Origin of the sequence: Binatus soli (SeqCode), assembly GCF_050015535.1 — a bacterium.
Taxonomy (GTDB): domain Bacteria; phylum Desulfobacterota; class Binatia; order Binatales; family Binataceae; genus Binatus; species Binatus soli.
Map to the genome: position 1 here is coordinate 37,402 of NZ_JBEKBF010000023.1, position 14,393 is coordinate 51,794.

The 14,393-nt window shown below is 62.6% G+C and carries 18 protein-coding genes and 1 tRNA gene; 8 read left to right on the forward strand and 11 right to left on the reverse strand.

Annotation, left to right across the window (positions count from 1 at the left end):
- The first annotated feature begins 231 nt into the window (after window positions 1-231).
- Window positions 232-501, forward strand: coding sequence for a hypothetical protein (locus tag ABR989_RS15985; RefSeq protein WP_428130309.1), 270 nt, complete (start codon window positions 232-234; stop codon window positions 499-501).
- Window positions 502-746: 245 nt separating this feature from the next.
- Here ABR989_RS15985 and ABR989_RS15990 read toward each other — a convergent pair.
- The 3 genes from ABR989_RS15990 to tadA form a co-directional block, all read right to left on the reverse strand.
- Window positions 747-837: transfer RNA gene (locus tag ABR989_RS15990), tRNA-Ser, on the reverse strand.
- A 165-nt stretch (window positions 838-1,002) separates the two neighbouring features.
- On the reverse strand, window positions 1,003-1,206 hold the full coding sequence (locus ABR989_RS15995; protein ID WP_428130310.1) for a hypothetical protein: 204 nt from the start codon (window positions 1,204-1,206) through the stop codon (window positions 1,003-1,005).
- A gap of 173 nt (window positions 1,207-1,379) precedes the next feature.
- A complete protein-coding gene (gene tadA, locus ABR989_RS16000) occupies window positions 1,380-1,844 on the reverse strand; it encodes a tRNA adenosine(34) deaminase TadA (protein ID WP_428130311.1) in 465 nt (154 codons plus the stop codon).
- 119 nt (window positions 1,845-1,963) lie between these two features.
- Between tadA and obgE the strand changes: the two genes are divergently transcribed.
- From obgE to rsfS, 5 genes are all read left to right on the forward strand, one after another.
- On the forward strand, window positions 1,964-2,977 hold the full coding sequence (obgE, locus tag ABR989_RS16005; RefSeq protein ID WP_428130312.1) for a GTPase ObgE: 1,014 nt from the start codon (window positions 1,964-1,966) through the stop codon (window positions 2,975-2,977).
- Window positions 2,965-4,110, forward strand: a complete 1,146-nt coding sequence (gene proB, locus ABR989_RS16010) for a glutamate 5-kinase (RefSeq protein ID WP_428130313.1) — start codon at window positions 2,965-2,967, stop codon at window positions 4,108-4,110. The genes obgE and proB overlap by 13 nt, the downstream gene beginning before the upstream one ends.
- A 198-nt stretch (window positions 4,111-4,308) precedes the next feature.
- Complete coding sequence (locus tag ABR989_RS16015) at window positions 4,309-5,562, forward strand: glutamate-5-semialdehyde dehydrogenase (protein ID WP_428130314.1); 1,254 nt, start codon at window positions 4,309-4,311, stop codon at window positions 5,560-5,562.
- A gap of 19 nt (window positions 5,563-5,581) precedes the next feature.
- Window positions 5,582-6,220: a nicotinate-nucleotide adenylyltransferase gene (gene nadD, locus ABR989_RS16020; protein WP_428130315.1), complete on the forward strand. Its 639-nt coding sequence runs from the start codon at window positions 5,582-5,584 to the stop codon at window positions 6,218-6,220.
- Between the two features lie 85 nt (window positions 6,221-6,305).
- On the forward strand, window positions 6,306-6,695 hold the full coding sequence (gene rsfS / locus ABR989_RS16025; RefSeq protein ID WP_428130316.1) for a ribosome silencing factor: 390 nt from the start codon (window positions 6,306-6,308) through the stop codon (window positions 6,693-6,695).
- Between the two features lie 27 nt (window positions 6,696-6,722).
- Here the strand turns inward: rsfS and ABR989_RS16030 are convergent, their stop codons facing one another.
- From ABR989_RS16030 to ygfZ, 8 genes are all read right to left on the reverse strand, one after another.
- Entirely contained in the window at window positions 6,723-6,962 is a 240-nt protein-coding gene (locus ABR989_RS16030) for a GlsB/YeaQ/YmgE family stress response membrane protein (RefSeq protein ID WP_428130317.1), read from the reverse strand.
- Window positions 6,963-7,038: 76 nt separating this feature from the next.
- On the reverse strand, window positions 7,039-7,158 hold the full coding sequence (locus ABR989_RS16035) for a hypothetical protein (protein ID WP_331963101.1): 120 nt from the start codon (window positions 7,156-7,158) through the stop codon (window positions 7,039-7,041).
- Window positions 7,159-7,212: 54 nt separating this feature from the next.
- The gene (locus tag ABR989_RS16040; protein WP_428130318.1) at window positions 7,213-7,938 is read right to left on the reverse strand and encodes an enoyl-CoA hydratase/isomerase family protein; all 726 of its coding nucleotides are present in this window, start codon (window positions 7,936-7,938) and stop codon (window positions 7,213-7,215) included.
- Between the two features lie 56 nt (window positions 7,939-7,994).
- Entirely contained in the window at window positions 7,995-9,542 is a 1,548-nt protein-coding gene (locus tag ABR989_RS16045) for a class I adenylate-forming enzyme family protein (protein WP_428130319.1), read from the reverse strand.
- A 29-nt stretch (window positions 9,543-9,571) separates the two neighbouring features.
- Window positions 9,572-10,351 (reverse strand): enoyl-CoA hydratase/isomerase family protein, encoded by a 780-nt coding sequence (locus tag ABR989_RS16050; RefSeq protein WP_428130320.1) that lies wholly within the window; start codon window positions 10,349-10,351, stop codon window positions 9,572-9,574.
- Window positions 10,348-11,907, reverse strand: a complete 1,560-nt coding sequence (locus ABR989_RS16055; RefSeq protein WP_428130321.1) for an amidohydrolase — start codon at window positions 11,905-11,907, stop codon at window positions 10,348-10,350. Before ABR989_RS16055 ends, ABR989_RS16050 begins: the two co-directional genes overlap by 4 nt.
- Window positions 11,908-11,961: 54 nt before the next feature.
- Window positions 11,962-12,105: a hypothetical protein gene (locus ABR989_RS16060; protein ID WP_423947159.1), complete on the reverse strand. Its 144-nt coding sequence runs from the start codon at window positions 12,103-12,105 to the stop codon at window positions 11,962-11,964.
- A gap of 68 nt (window positions 12,106-12,173) precedes the next feature.
- Window positions 12,174-13,187 (reverse strand): CAF17-like 4Fe-4S cluster assembly/insertion protein YgfZ, encoded by a 1,014-nt coding sequence (gene ygfZ, locus ABR989_RS16065; protein ID WP_428130322.1) that lies wholly within the window; start codon window positions 13,185-13,187, stop codon window positions 12,174-12,176.
- A 153-nt stretch (window positions 13,188-13,340) separates the two neighbouring features.
- Here ygfZ and ABR989_RS16070 point away from each other — a divergent pair, with 153 nt between their 5' ends.
- Complete coding sequence (locus tag ABR989_RS16070; protein ID WP_423947155.1) at window positions 13,341-13,478, forward strand: hypothetical protein; 138 nt, start codon at window positions 13,341-13,343, stop codon at window positions 13,476-13,478.
- 106 nt (window positions 13,479-13,584) lie between these two features.
- Window positions 13,585-14,391 carry a polysaccharide deacetylase family protein gene (locus ABR989_RS16075; RefSeq protein ID WP_428130323.1) on the forward strand — a complete coding sequence of 269 codons (807 nt, stop codon included), beginning with the start codon at window positions 13,585-13,587 and terminating at the stop codon, window positions 14,389-14,391.
- The last annotated feature ends 2 nt before the right edge of the window (window positions 14,392-14,393 follow it).

The following is a 14,393-nucleotide window of genomic DNA, read 5'->3' on the forward strand; positions in this document are numbered from 1 at the left end:
AATAAAGTCGGTGCCCGCATGCTGGGTGTGCCTCCTTCGGCTCGTGACGCACTCCGAGCATACTCGCCCCCTTGCCGTTTGGAATCAAGCCGGGATTTCCGTTTTGACTCTCCGATATCGGGTTCTCGACCAATCAGGCGGAGAACTTTCGAGGCTATGGCCTGCACCCCAATTTCCAACCAATCATAAGTAGAGTCCGCCGGTTATTTCGCCCCTCCTGGAACATGTTGTTTGAGGCTTTGGTTTCATCTTCATCCCAGTTTTTCTGGCCGCGCTTCACTCTCTGAGGGCGGCCGAAAAACTGTCCGGTTTTGGATCCTCGGCCGGGGTGCAAGCGACAGCTATGTGCGCCATCTGGTGCCGCTCGCGCTGCTCGCTCCAGCAATCGTGGAATCCATCTGTGCAGGGCGGCAAGGCGTATGCCTCTCCGCCGAGCGTCTGAAGACTCAGGCCGGTGTTCCGATCGAATGGGACGCGCAGCAGCGGCTCCTTGCGGATTAGAGGGCCGGGCCTCTTCGCTTCTTGCCCACTAAGGACCTTCGATCTAGCGAACCGAGAAGCGCCAGGGCGCGATCGGACACAACCCGCTCGTGGCACCGAATCTCTTCTGAACAGAGAGGAATCGGGGCGAATTGGCGATTTGCAAGATTGGTCGCTCTCTCCGCTGCCACAAGCGGTGCGAATCAGCCCGCCCACGCGCGAATTTGCCGCTATCTCCGCTCTGTAGTGAAACAATACATACTGTGTGGCGGAGAGGGGGGGATTCGAACCCCCGGAGCCGCAAGGGCTCACGTGATTTCGAGTCACGCCGGTTAAACCAGACTCCCGAACCTCTCCGCGGTAGACGAGCATCGATGTTTGCTCCCGCGCAGTCAAGCTGACCCTGGCTCGGATTCGTTCTCGCGCCGCTCGTCAACGAAATGCCGCGCTTGGAACATTCTCGATCGGACGATTTTGCGATCGCAGCGGAATTTGATCCCGCCGGAATTTCCGGGTCGCGAGTTACTCGCGGCGGAACGCATACAATCCCATGAAGCCCGGCGGACGCCATCCTCCGTTCGCGCACGCGTTGCACACCACGTACTGCTTGTGGCGCCCGTCCTCGACGCCCGTGAGCGCGACTGCGCTTTCCGTGGATACGGGCTTGTTGCAGGCGACGCAGGTCGCCGTCAGCGCCTTGTTCTGCTTGGCCTTATCACTTGGCATCGCGGCCGCACCACTTTTCTGAAGATGTCATTTGCATTCGAGCACCAATGAGTTCTTTCATATATTTCTCGCCGCGTCACCCACCCCGAAAAAAAACGTCAACTGATCGGAAAACAAAATGGACCCGGGAAGATCGAAACGCGCCGGTAGAATCTGAAATTTCCCATCTCGCCTCAGTTCTCTGCTCGGCGCGCGCGAAAGAACTCGCGCATTATCTCGGCGCACTCCGGTTCTATCACGCCGGCCACTACCTCGAATCGATGGTTCAGGCGGCCGTCGCGGCCGATATCGTATACTGAGCCGAGCGCACCTGCCTTGTCGTCGCGCGCGCCGTATATAACCCGTGCGATTCGCGCGTTTACCATCGCACCTACGCACATCACGCATGGCTCGAGAGTGACGTACACCGACACCGCCGTCAGCCGGTACGTTTTGAGCGTCGATGCGGCTGCGCGAATTGCCAGGATTTCCGCGTGCGCCGTCGGATCGCCGAGCCCTATTGGCTGGTTATGCCCTGCCCCGACGATTTGCCCATCAGCGACCGCGATCGCGCCGACCGGGACCTCACCCTCTGCCCCGCCGCGACGGGCTTCGGCAATAGCATCGGCCATAAACTGCAGGTATTCAGCGGTCGCCATGTGACTCCTGGAGCGGCTCCGGCGGCGTTCAATTAGTAGATTGACATTGGCGAAGCCCCGCACCAAGGTCGAGGGTGATCGGGCGGCGCGATCGCTGATACTATAATGGCCACGCCGCCATGCGATTCATCGACGAAGCCAGGGTATTCGTGCACGCCGGCAAGGGCGGCGACGGCGCAATCGCGTTTCTGCGCGAAAAATTCCGACCGTTCGGCGGACCTGCGGGCGGCAACGGCGGGCGCGGCGGCAGCGTAATCTTCCAGGTCGATGAAGGCCTCTCGACGCTGCTCGATTTCAAATATCAGCCGCGTTTGATCGCGAAAGACGGCGAACCCGGCCGCGGCAAGGAACAATATGGCCACGGCGCCGACGACATCATCGTGCGAGTGCCGCCCGGCACGATTGTCTTCGACGAGGAAAGCGGCAAGACGCTCGCGGACCTGGTGATGCCGGGTGACACGGCAATCATCGCGCAGGGCGGCGAGGGCGGCCGCGGCAACATGCACTTCGCGTCCTCGACGCGACGCTCGCCACGAATCGCGACGCCGGGAACCGCGGGCGAGCAGCGATGGATCCGGATGGAGCTGCGGCTGGTCGCGGAGGCCGGGCTGGTAGGACTTCCGAACGCGGGCAAATCGACGCTGCTGACCGCGCTCAGCGCGGCGCGCCCGAAGATCGCGTCCTACCCGTTCACCACGCTGGCGCCCAATATCGGCCGCGTGTCCATCTCGGGCGAGGAAAGTTTCACGCTGGCCGATATCCCCGGCCTTATCGAAGGCGCGCATCGCGGGCTTGGACTCGGGATCCGTTTCTTGCGCCATCTGGCGCGCACGCGGCTCGTCGTTTACGTGCTCGACGGCGCGGACAATCCCGACGCCGCGTTCGCGACCGTGCACGCCGAGATCGCGGCGTTCGATCCCGCGCTGGCCGATCGCCCGGCGTTGGTTGCGCTCAACAAGATCGACCTGATCGCCGCCGACGAAGTGAATAAGACCGCGCGCAAGCTCCGCAAGCTCACCGGTCTCGAAGTATTCCCGATTTCGGCGGACAAGAGCGAAAATTTGGCGCCGCTGGTCGCGGCGATCGCGCGGATGCTTCATCGGATGGATCAACCGGCCGCATGTCCCAGCTGAACTACAAGGAATCGACGGTCGCGCGCGCGCGGCGGATCGTGATCAAGGTCGGCAGCGCCGTATTGTCCGAAGTCGATGGACTGCGCGTCGATGTGATCGAGCAGCTCGCGGCGCAGATCGAGTCGGCGGTGCGGGCCGGCTATGAAATCGTGATCGTCACGTCGGGCGCGGTGGCCGCGGGACGCGCGCGACTCTCGAAACTTCACGGCGCAACGATCGCAGCGCGGCAAGCCGCCGCCGCCACCGGGCAGATCGAGCTGATGTCGGCGTGGGCGCGCGCATTCGCCGTCCACGATCGGACCGTCGCGCAGATTTTGCTCACCCATCAGGACCTGGCCGAGCGCCGCAGGCGTCTCAACGCAAGCCAGACTATTTCGGAATTGCTCGGCGCGGGCGTGATTCCAATCGTCAACGAGAACGACACCGTCGCAGTCGAGGAAATTCGCCTCGGCGACAATGACGTGCTGTCGTCGCTGGTCGCGAGCCTGGTGCAGGCGCAACTTTTGGTCATCTTGAGCGACGTGGACGGCGTCCTGACCGCCGACCCTCGCGAGCGCAGCGACGCGCGGTTGATTCCCGTGATCAACGATCCGGAGGCCGAGATGCGCGGGTTGGTGGTCGAGAACGCGGGTCCGCTGGGGGTCGGCGGGATGGCGACCAAGTTGAAGGCGGCGCGGCAGGCGGCGCAGGCCGGAATCGCCGTGATAATCGCGCGCGGGCGCGAAGCCGGCATCGTCACCGCCGCGCTGGATCCGGCGCGCGAGGCGGGCACGCTGATCGTGCCGGCCGGAGTGCGGCTCAAGAGCCGAAAGCATTGGATAGCGTTCGCGCTGCGGCCGGCGGGCTCAATCGCGGTCGATAAGGGAGCGGCCGACGCGCTCTGCAACCGGGGACGTTCGCTGCTGCCCTCGGGCGTGCGGGAGGTGCGGGGAGACTTCGGCGGCGGCGATTGCGTGAGCCTGCTCGATCCCGACGGAGTCGAGTTCGGGCGCGGCTTGGTGAACTATCCGGCGTCCGACGTGTTGAAAGTGGCCGGGCGGCGTTCGACTGAAATCCCGGCTCTGCTCGGCTACAAAGTGGCCGACGAGATTATCCATCGCGACAACTTCGTGCTGATTAAGGAAATCGCGTAGGGCAGGGGAGTCACTTAATTGAAGGTGAAACCCACCATGGGTTTCAGCAGGGGTGACCCCTGAACCCAATGTTAAGAAACGTGCGGGCTATCGCCCTGTTAGAAGTAGAGGGGCAGAAGACTCGCAGTTTATTTGAGCGGCTTCGGAATATATCCTCAATTAGTGACAGACTTGAGGGCGGACGAGCAGCGAAATCGGATGACGGTCGAAGCGGATACAATCGCCGCGTTGGGGCGGGCGCGGGCGGCGGCGCCAAGGATGGCGCTCGCGACGACGGCGGAGAAAAACGATTTTCTACGCCGGTTGGCGAGTTCGATTCGCGATTCACGCGCGGAAATTATCCGCGCCAACGCAATCGACCTCGAGCGCGCGCGCAAGAGTGGACGCGGCGGAGCGTTCGTCGAGCGGCTGACGCTCGATGACAAGCGAATCGAAGCGATGGCCGCGGGCGTGCTTCAAGTCGAGGCGCTCGACGATCCGGTCGGGACTGCGATCGAGAAGTGGACGCGGCCCAACGGACTGAAGATCGAAAAGCGGCGTGTGCCGATCGGCGTGATCGCGATGATTTACGAATCTCGGCCCAACGTCACGGTGGATGCGGCCGCGCTGACGCTGAAAGCCGGCAACGCGGTGGTATTACGGGGCGGCAGCGAGGCGCTCGGCACCAACGGATTTCTTTCGGGACTGATCTCGCAAGCGTTGAGGGACGCCAGGCTGAATCCCGACGCGGCGACCTTTATCCGCGATCCGGATCGCGAAGTAATCCAGACAATGAAGCGCAGCCGCGACCTGATCGACCTGATAATTCCGCGCGGCGGCAAGTCGTTGAAGGCGGCGCTGGAAGGCTCGGCGGTTGCGCTGCTGCCGCATTTTGACGGTATCTGTCACACCTACGTTGACCGGGCGGCCGATCTGAAGATGGCCGAGGAAATCTGCTTGAACGCGAAATGCTCGCGGCCGTCGGTCTGCAATGCGATGGAGACGCTGCTGGTGCATCGCGCGGTCGCCGAGAAATTTCTCCCCGCGCTCGCCGTGCGCATGACGGCGGCCGGCGTCGAGATCCGCGGCGATGAGCGCACGCGAAAAATCGTCCCCGCAGTGGGCGCGGCGACGGACGAAGATTGGGACACGGAATATCTGGACCTGATACTGGCGGTGAAAGTGGTGGATTCGATTGACGAGGCGATCGCGTTTATCGCGCGTCACGGGTCTCATCTTGCGGACGCGATCGTCACGGGCGACGCGGAGGCGGCGGCGCGCTTTGAACGCGAGGTCGATTCGGCTACGGTTTACGTCAATGCGTCAACACGTTTCACCGACGGTTTCGAATTCGGATTCGGCGCAGAGACCGGAATCTCGACCAATCGGCTGCACGCGCGCGGGCCGATGGGACTCAACGAGTTGACCACGTACAAGTACGTCGTTGGCGGGACCGGACAAGTTCGCGCCTGAGCCACGAAGCTAAAATCACATGCGAGTAGGATTGTTCGGCGGCACTTTCAATCCGATTCATCTCGGGCATCTGCGCGCGGCCGAGGAAGTTCGCGAGGCAATCCATCTCGACCTGGTATATTTCATTCCGGCCGCGTCGCCGCCGCATAAGGCGAAGAGCGAATTGGCGCCCGCGGAGCATCGGCTCGCGATGGTTCGGCTGGCGACCAAGGGCAACCGGCATTTCATGGCGTCGGACGTGGAGATTCGGCGGGCCGGGCGCTCGTACACGATCGACACGGTGCGCTACTTCCTGGCGACGCTGCGCCAGCCGGCGACGCTGTACCTGCTGATGGGCGCGGATCAGTTTGCCGAGCTCGAATCGTGGAAGGAGCCGGACGAACTGGCGCGCTTGTGCAACTTCGCCGTTCATACAAGGTTAACCGAAGGCGAGGCGGGTTCGCCGCGAATTTCAGTTGCCGCGCTCAAACGATTTGGCTACACTCAGGCAGACGATCACTACGTGCATTCGAGCGGACAAACGCTATCTTTCGTCGAAACCACGTTCCTACCCATTTCAGCGACTGAAATTCGCGGCAAACTGCAACGCGGTGAATCGATCAGGTACCTGGTGCCGATCGACGTCGTCGATTACATTCAGTACCACGCGCTGTATTGAGGATCACTCTGCTTAAACTTTTGCGTTCATTCCGATCGAACCAGCCACAAGCGGCGAGTAAGTTGCCGCGTCGCGGACACATTTCTTGACGGCGCTGAAGAAGGCATACGCCGCCGCCGAAGCGGCGCTGGAAAAAAAGGCCTACGACCTGGTGGTGCTCGAAGTCGAGCATCTGAAGTCAGTCGCGGATTATTTTCTGGTAGCGACCGGGCGCTCCGACGTGCAGGTGCAGGCGATCGCGCGCGGGATCGAGGACGCGATGGGCAAGGCGGGACAGCGGGCGCTGGCGGTCGAAGGGATGCATCATGCGCACTGGGTGGTGCTCGACTACGACGACGTGGTTATCCACCTGTTCTACGAACCGGCGCGGGAGTTCTATCGGCTCGAAACCAACTGGATCGACGCGCACGAAGTGAAGTTGCCGGAGCCGATTCGGACGCAGGCCGAGGGCTTGCGCATCCGGGCGCTGGGGTGAGAGTCGGCGCGCGCGGGGGTTTTTTAGTCAGGCCTCGCGAATCACGTGCGAGATCCAGACCAGGATGATGGCGCCGATGGTCGCGACCACGATGGCGCCGATCATGCCGTTCTGCCCCGGAATGCCGAGTGCGCCGAAGATCCATCCGCCGACGAGGCCACCGAGCAGGCCGAGCACGAGGTCGCCGATCAATCCGAAGCCTTCGCCGCGGATCAGCTTGCCTGCGAGCCATCCCGCGATTATTCCGACTATGATTGCACCAACCATTGTGAGGCCCTCATTACGTTTTTCGTCTTTCGTTTCTCGTTGTCGCAACAACGCCTCGAACGACGGGGCGAGACTGCTACTTTTTTTGTTCCATCGGAACGCCGCAGCACTTGAGTTGTCCGGAGCCGCCCTTGGTGACGATAACCTGCGATTTGCAATTGGCGCAGATGTAAACTTTGCCGAGCTGATTTGCCATTCCTGAGTCCTGATCCTTTGGGACGATTTTTTCTTAAAACTTTGTGCCTAAAATTTACGCGCCTCTGAACAGCGGCTTGCGCCTCTCGAGAAAGGCGCGCACGCCTTCGGCGCGGTCGGCAGTCGTTTGTAGCAGGGCGTATAGATCTTCCTCAAGCCTTATGCCCTGCTCCAATGTCATGTCGTAACCCTTGAGCACGGCGTCCTTGACCAGCCGCGCGGCCAGCGGAGCGCGGCTCAGGATCGCCTCGGCGACGCGACCGCTTAATGCGGCGAGCTCGGTGCGGCTGTCGGCGAGATAAGCGACGAGGCCGGTGCGCATCGCTTCGTCGGCTCCCAGAGGCGTCCCGGTGAGCATCATGCGCAGAGCGTTGCCGGCACCGACGAGCCGCGGGAGTCGCTGGGTCGCGCCGAAGTGGGGCATCGCGCCGCGTTTCATCAGCGTGATCGCGAATCGAGCCGACGAAATGGCGACCCGAATGTCGGCGGCCATGGCAAGTTCCAATCCTTCATCGAATGCGTCGCCGTTGATGATCGCAACGGTGGGCTTGGAGAGCACCGCGAGCGATTCGACGAGGCGCGGATCCACGCCGTTGTCGAAACCGGTGCAGAACACGGAGCCGGCGCCGGTGATAGCGAGCATGCGGGCGGCGGCGTCGTCCTCGACGTGCTCGATCAGCTCGAGCATCCGCACCGCCATCGCAGGCGTGAGCATCGCGCGCGGAGCGGCGTAGCGAAGCGTCGCGCTGACGCATCCGCTGGCGAAGGCAACGTCGATCACGCCGGCGGCCTGGTGGCGCGCGGCGCGGGTTCGGGTTTTTTTGGCGGGGCGCGGCGTCAGACGTCTCCCGCGGGCGCGCGCAGGTCTTTGCGCAGGATTTTGCCGAGCGGATTTTTGGGCAGCGCGTCGATGAACTCGATACGCTCGGGACGCTTGAAGCTGGCGAGCCGCGAGCGGCAGAACTCGGCGAGCTCTTGCTCGGTCACGGTCTTCCCCTTGCGCACGACGACGAAGGCCTTGACGGTCTGCCCCCACTCGACGGAGGGCACGCCGATAACGGCGCATTCATCGACGGCCGGATGGCTCATGAGGACGGTTTCGATTTCCGCGGGAGCAATATTTTCGCCGCCGCGGATGATCATGTCGTCCTTGCGGCCGGCGAAGAAGACGTAGCCGCCGCTGTCGAGCCATCCGAGATCGCCCGTGGCGCGCCATCCGTCGGGCATTTGCGCGTTGTCGTCGCGGCCAGCGTAGCCCTTCATGATTCGCGGCGTGCGGATGATTATTTCGCCGACCTGGCCGGTGGGGAGGAACTTGCCGTCCTCGTCGCGGACGCGAATCTCGACGTCGGGGAGAGGCAACCCTACCGAATTGAGGCGTTTGAGTTTGATCTCGATCTGCTCGGGCGTGCCCTCGATTCTATGATCGTCGGGGCCGAGCACGGTCAGCGATGAAGTTGTTTCGGTTTGTCCGTACGCGTTCACGAAGCCGACTTGTTTCGGAAAGACTTCTATCGCGCGGCGAATTACCTGCACCGGCATTGCCGCGCCGCCGTAGGCGAGGTTGGTCAGGCTGGAGAGATCGGAGTTCGCAAATGACGGCTCGTCGATGATCTGTTTCATCATCGTGGGCACAACGAAGCCATGCGTGACGCGCTCGCGCTGGACGAGATCGAGCCACGTGCGGGCGTCGAATTGCGGCATCACGATCATCCTGCGGCCGGTCCAGATGTTGGTCATGTACGAGGTGGTTCCGGCGATGTGGTAAAACGGCACGCACACCAGAGCGACGCCGCGATCGGTGCCGTCGGCCATCTCGACGTTGGCGGTCACGTAGGCGGTGAAATCGCGAAAGCGCAACTGCACACCCTTGGGCAGCGAGGTGGTGCCGCTGGTGTACATCAGGATCGAAATATCCTCGTCTTCGACTTCAGCTTCGGATTCATCGGGCACAGCCTTGGCGATCAGATCGGCGAGCCGCGGCAATCCACGGGCGCCGTCGCCGATCGCGACAATCCTGCTCGCGCTGAGCCGGGACTGAATTTTGCTTATCAGTTCGAGGTAGCGATCGCCGACGAGCAACGCCTTCGCCTGTGCGGTGTTGATCATGTATTCGAGCTCGGCATCCTTGGCGCGATAGTTAAGCGGCAGGAATATGAGTCCGGCCTTGGCGGCAGCGTAGTAGCATTCGACGTAGAGATCGGAATTGGTGTCGAGCAGGGCAACGACGTCGCCATGCGCCAACCCGAATTGTTTGAAGACCGCGCACAGGCGCGCGACCTGGTCGTTCAGATCCGCGTAGGTAAGGCGTCGCGCGCCGAAGACCAGGATTTCCTGGTCGGGCACGATCGACGATGGGATCGTGACGAAGTTAACCGTGTTCACAGCGCGCGATTCCTCCAGGTAGATGCAAATCAAATATTGGCATTTTTTCCGCCGCGGACCGGCCCGGGGCTGCGGTCGAGTTCGATCAGCGCGAGCCGCTTCCAAAGCCGGCGTTCGAGTTCGAGTCCCTGTCGAAGCGGCAAATCGAGGCCTCCCCAGACCGCCAGCTTTAGTATCGCGGACCGCTCGCGCGCGACGCGTCCAAAGGCGCGGGCGATCGAGAGAGCGCGGCGATCCAAATCCGCCAAGGGAACTACTTCGGCGACCAAACCTACAAGTAACGCGTTTTGGGCGTCAATCCAACGGCCGGTGAGGCAAAGATCGAGGGCGCGGCCCAGACCGAGCCGGCGGGCGGCGGTTTGGGTGCCAGCGACGCCGGGAATCATTCCGGCGCCGGTCTCGGGCAGGCAAAGCCTTGTGTCGTCCGCGGCGATGGCGAGGTCACACAGCAGCGCCATCTCGAGTCCGCCGCCAACCGTGTAGCCGTGGATCGCCGCGATTGTCGGGACGGGCAGCGCGCGAAGCATCCCCCACACGTCGCGGCGAAAGCGGACCCATCGCGCAACGATCGGCGACGGCGCCAGCCCGAACTCGGCAAGATCGCCGCCGGTGGAGAAGGCCTGACCGGCGCCCCGCAACACCATCGCGCGAACGTCGCGATCGTCGTGGATGGCGGCGAGAACCTGAAACAGATCGTCGCGCATCGCCATGTTGTAAGCGTTGAATTGATCGGGACGATTGAGCGTGACCCACGCGACGGGCCCGCGCTTGCTGTAGAGGACCGCGCTCGAGCCGCTCGATGACATCATCCGGAACGCAGCTCGGCGCTGTCGCTGCTGGCGATGGCGGGACGGCCGCGCTCGTAAACCACGCGGCCGCCGACGATTGTTATATCGACGGCGAGGTTCATCAGATCGGCGGGCTTGAGCGAGAACGGGTCGCGCGGCAGCACGATGAGATCGGCAAGACGGTCGGGCTCGATGGCGCCGGCGTCGAGCCGGGCGAGGCGCGCAGCGTCGATCGTGAAAAGCGCGAAGGCCTCGTGGATGGGAAGCGCTTCGGCGGGTGCGAGCTCGACGCCGTCGATGGTGGTGCGGGAAACCGCGGCCGCAATCGCCGCGAGCGGCTTGGCGGGTGTGACCGGGGCGTCGGTAGCGCCGACCAGATGAACACCAGCGGCCTTGAGACTTCGCGCGCGGTAGAGATGCGCGACGAGGCCGGGCTCCGCGGCGTACTTGGGACCGCGGAAGTAGATGAAGCCGGGGTTGGTGACGACCCACACGCCGAGCGCCATCAGCCGGTCTATGTAGTTGGGCGTAATCAGCCCGCCGTGTTCGATGCGAAACCGCGGGATGGCGCGTTCGCCGGCGAAACCCGCCCTGGCGGCTTCGATCGCGGCGAGCGCCTCTTCCAACTCTTCCATTTCGGTCGCATGAAAGGCGCAATCGAGTCCGCGGTCGAGCGCGTGGAGCACGGGGCGCGCGAGGCCGGCAGGGTCGTACTGATAGCCGGGCATGAACTTGACGGCGGCCAACGAGATTCGCGCGGCACTGGCAAATTTTTCGCATCGATCGACGGCGTCGAGATGATTGCCGCCGATCATCACGCCAACGCGCTGGCATATCGCGCCCGAATCCGCCAGCCTGGCGAACAGTTCGACTTCGACGGGGCCGTTGCGCGTGGTTGCGTCGGTGAACGTCGTCACTCCCGCGGCGGCCAGTTCGCGGCTCATGATGCGCGCGCGTGATTCCGATTCCGCGGCGGTCACGGGCGGCAGATGATTCGACAGCCACGTTTCCATCCCGACTACGAGGCCGGTGAGCTTGCCGGCGGCGTCGCGAATCATGTTGGCGCCCAGCGGCGGAGTGAAGCCGGCAGCTTCGAGGCCCAGCAGCGCGATGGCGCGCGAGTTGAGCCAGGTCGCGTGCAACGTCTGATGGCGCAAGCGCAGCGGATTCTTGGGCAGCGACTGATCGAGCTCGGCGCGCGTGGGCCCGCGCTTTTCGAGCATCAGCGCTTCGTCGCATCCGAACGCGCGCAGCCAGTTGCCGGGCGGAGTCTTGCCGGCGGCAAGCCGCAGGTCGCCCAGCAGATCGCCAACCGTGCGGCATCGCTGCACCGAGATTCCGGTGGCAGCGGCAGCAGCTTCCAGGAAATGGAGGTGCGAATCGATGAAGCCGGGCACGACGGCGCGGCCCGCGAGCTTGATCAGATGAGTTCGCGGACCGACCAGCGGTTTTAGTTCCGCAAACGGACCGTGTGCGGTGATCACCCCGCCGGAGATGGCAACCGAGTCGCTACCGGGGTGACCAAGGACGAGACCCTTGTGAAGAACCAGGTCGGCTTTCCCAGGCGCGACTACCACTTTGGAACGTATGCCTTCGTCGCCTGCGACCGAGCGCGGCGGCGTCTGGAGATCCTAGTCGGAACTTGGAAGCGGTTTGGCTTCCTTGATCTTCATCTCGACCTCGCAACACTCAAGCCCACCGGGGCCGGCCTTGTTGCAGAGCACCTCGGTGCCGCACTTTTCACACATGTAACGCTTACCGAGCACGTTAGCCATCGCAATCCACTCCTTGAACCGGGGCCGCGCGGGCCCGCATAATAAACTTAAAGTATCGCTTCAACTCCTTAACTCTGCGCGAACGGCAAATCAGTCACGATCGCGGCGCCGTCCTCGCCAATCTTCAACTCAACCCCGGGCGTCCATGCGCTGTGATGCAAAATCGCAAGCCCGATCGCGCCAAATCGTGGCGAGCACACGGCACTGGTCACACGGCCGACTTCCGTCCCGGCCAGACTGACGACCGCGCCGACGGGCGGCACATGCGCATTACTGAACTTAAGTCCGAGCATCCTTTTTTTCAAACCGCCGCGCGCGGTCGCCCGCTCGATTGTTTCCTGCCCGAGGTAGCATCCCTTGCTGAATGAGATTGCGCGATTGAGCCGCGCTTCGAGTGCGATCGTCTTGTCTATGGTATCGACACCGATGAGTGCGATGCCGTTCTCGACGCGGATAGTTTCGAGCAGGCACGAATCGACGCGGCGAAAATACGGCGCTTTCGCCAGTATGCCGGCGACGGTCGAATCAATCGAATCGCGCGAAGCGATTACAGATACCGCGGGTCCGCCGTAGCGGGGCAAGTTGCCGATTAGCGACTTGCGCTCTTCGATGAAGCGCCAAGGGGGCAGAGACGCTGCGGCCTGGGCAGAGCAGGCCGCGTCGAGGGCGGCAGGTCCCTCGACGTCGATCAGGGCAAGCTCGCCGGCGTCTTCGAATTCGACATCGTCGGCGACCAGCAAGCGCTCAAGATGCGCCCGCGTGCGCGTCCACGCATCGGAGTCGATATCGAGCAGGAGTGCATCGCCGGTCACCCAGATGAACGCATCGGCGATCACGTGCGCGTGCTCGGTCAGAAACAGCGCGGGCAGGATGGAACCGGGCTTGGCGCCCTTTACGTCGGCGGTGCACATGCCGTGGAAGAACGAGGCGCGATCGTCGCCGGCCACGCGCACGACGATTCGGCGGTCGAGGACGAGCACGCCCGCCGCGTTTATGACCGCATCGTAAGCGGAGTCGAAGGCGGCCGCATCGGCGGCGGTAGCGGGCGCGCCTGGACGATCAGTTGTTTCGAGATGTGCCACGACAGAATCAAGATACTAGCAGGGGCGACCCCTGCACCCAATGTTAAGAGGAGGGGTGACCCCTGCTGAAATGACGCGAGCGGGATTGTTTTTTTGGGTAGGTTTCAGAGTGCGAATTTGAATATAATCCGGAGCATCCGGAGGAGCGAAACTATGGGCGCATTTATCCTCGGTTTGATTGTCGGCGCCGGCGGCGCTCTGGTGCTCTTCATCTACGACGAGGGCGATATATTCTTGAAGCTCTCACGACAGATAAAGCAAACGGCAGAGCGCTACCGGCAATCGCCGTAGCCGCACGCGCCAAGCTCCTTTTGGTGGGTGCTGGCGTGCTCCAAGGCCAGCTTCGGAATACGAAGAACTGCGCGTTCACGACTGGACTGTGCGCGGCCACAGAGCAATGAACAAAAGGAGGCGCTTCGATCTTGTCGTTACACTTCTGGCGCTGTTCCTCAGTGCGATAACGTCGATCGCAATCGCGGGCCCCGCATCAGAGAGCGCAACGTCCGCGACGATTCTTGTCTACCATCGGTTCGGCCCGGTGGTTGCCGATAGCATGACGGTCACCACCGCGGTCTTCGCATCGCAGCTCAAATATCTTCATGACAATGGCTACAGTATCGTGCCGCTTCGTGCCGTAGTGAATTTCGCCGCGGGTCACGGCGAGTTGCCGCCGCGCGCCGTTGCGATCACCGCCGACGATGGCCATCGTACCGTGTTCAGCGACATGGCGCCGTTGGTCGAGCGCTATCGAATCCCGGTGACACTGTTCATTTATCCATCCGCGATTTCGAACGCCTCGTATGCGATGACATGGAAACAGCTCGCGGAACTGAAAGCCACCGGGCTCTTTTCGGTGGAATCGCACACGTACTGGCATCCCAATTTTCGCATCGAGAAGCGCCGACTCTCCGCCGAGGATTACTGGAAATTGGTGGATAGTCAGCTCAACAAATCGCGACAGGTGCTCGAGCGCCGGCTCGGTGGCCACGTGACGATGCTGAGTTGGCCGTTCGGCATCTACGACGATGAGCTGATTGCCGCCGCCACAAAATCCGGATACGTCGCCGCATTCAGCATCGAACGACGCAAGGTCTCGCGCGGCGACAACGTCATGGCGCTTCCCCGCTTCATCGTTACCGATGGCGACATCGGACAAAGATTCGGGAGTCTGCTACCGGCTCGGACGCCAACAACCAGTCGGTGACA

What these genes read in the sequence shown, in the direction of transcription:
- nadD (WP_428130315.1), top strand. Translation starts at nt 5,582, where the DNA reads ATGCGAGTAGGATTGTTCGGCGGCACTTTCAATCCGATTCATCTCGGG.
- ABR989_RS16060 (WP_423947159.1), bottom strand. Translation starts at nt 12,105, where the DNA reads ATGGCTAACGTGCTCGGTAAGCGTTACATGTGTGAAAAGTGCGGCACC.
- obgE (WP_428130312.1), top strand. Translation starts at nt 1,964, where the DNA reads ATGCGATTCATCGACGAAGCCAGGGTATTCGTGCACGCCGGCAAGGGC.
- ABR989_RS16070 (WP_423947155.1), top strand. Translation starts at nt 13,341, where the DNA reads ATGGGCGCATTTATCCTCGGTTTGATTGTCGGCGCCGGCGGCGCTCTG.
- ABR989_RS16015 (WP_428130314.1), top strand. Translation starts at nt 4,309, where the DNA reads ATGACGGTCGAAGCGGATACAATCGCCGCGTTGGGGCGGGCGCGGGCG.
- ABR989_RS16050 (WP_428130320.1), bottom strand. Translation starts at nt 10,351, where the DNA reads ATGATGTCATCGAGCGGCTCGAGCGCGGTCCTCTACAGCAAGCGCGGG.
- ABR989_RS16030 (WP_428130317.1), bottom strand. Translation starts at nt 6,962, where the DNA reads ATGGTTGGTGCAATCATAGTCGGAATAATCGCGGGATGGCTCGCAGGC.
- ABR989_RS15995 (WP_428130310.1), bottom strand. Translation starts at nt 1,206, where the DNA reads ATGCCAAGTGATAAGGCCAAGCAGAACAAGGCGCTGACGGCGACCTGC.
- ABR989_RS16035 (WP_331963101.1), bottom strand. Translation starts at nt 7,158, where the DNA reads ATGGCAAATCAGCTCGGCAAAGTTTACATCTGCGCCAATTGCAAATCG.
- ABR989_RS16075 (WP_428130323.1), top strand. Translation starts at nt 13,585, where the DNA reads ATGAACAAAAGGAGGCGCTTCGATCTTGTCGTTACACTTCTGGCGCTG.
- proB (WP_428130313.1), top strand. Translation starts at nt 2,965, where the DNA reads ATGTCCCAGCTGAACTACAAGGAATCGACGGTCGCGCGCGCGCGGCGG.
- tadA (WP_428130311.1), bottom strand. Translation starts at nt 1,844, where the DNA reads ATGGCGACCGCTGAATACCTGCAGTTTATGGCCGATGCTATTGCCGAA.